The sequence below is a fragment of the Streptomyces hilarionis genome (genome assembly GCF_024539675.1).
GTDB classification, from domain to species: domain Bacteria; phylum Actinomycetota; class Actinomycetes; order Streptomycetales; family Streptomycetaceae; genus Streptomyces; species Streptomyces hilarionis.
The window spans coordinates 1-438 of sequence record NZ_JAHHIT010000455.1 but is presented as its reverse complement, the minus strand read 5'-3'; the positions used below and the strand labels follow the sequence as shown (position 1 = coordinate 438).

Here is a 438-nt window from a genome sequence, read left to right as displayed (position 1 = left end):
ACCATCTTTAGGCTCGGTTGGCCATACTGCCGGGTACCCGAATAATCGCCGTCCATCAAGCAGGGTAAGCACCACGCTTTTGCCTTCGCGTTTGCGGAAGGCATAAATCCACTCCGGATACGACGAGCGAGACGTCAAGGTCAACCACCTGCCAAATCTGTACAGATAGTCGTGGTTCGAAGCGAAGGCTAGCAAAAGGCCTAGAGATGTCGCCAAGCCTATTCCCCAAACGCCTTCTACTTGAACCGTCCACTGCCCCAGCTGAAAATGATGCTCACCGATGTAAAACAGCACGGGCTTGATGCCTGACACCAGCATCGTAATCAGCCCAGTGCTGATCAGTGCCTGAACTGTGCGCTCAAACTGCCCGGGCTTTTTAACATCGGCCAACCAATAGAAGATCATGGTGGTCAGAAAGCCAGGAACAAGCGTCTGTAC

General features: G+C 53.0%; 1 protein-coding gene. It reads right to left on the bottom strand.

Annotation, left to right across the window (positions count from 1 at the left end):
- The coding region (locus KMS84_RS43925) for a hypothetical protein (protein ID WP_256921343.1) at window positions 1–405 on the bottom strand (405 nt) is incomplete at its 3' end.
- Between the last annotated feature and the right edge of the window lie 33 nt (window positions 406–438).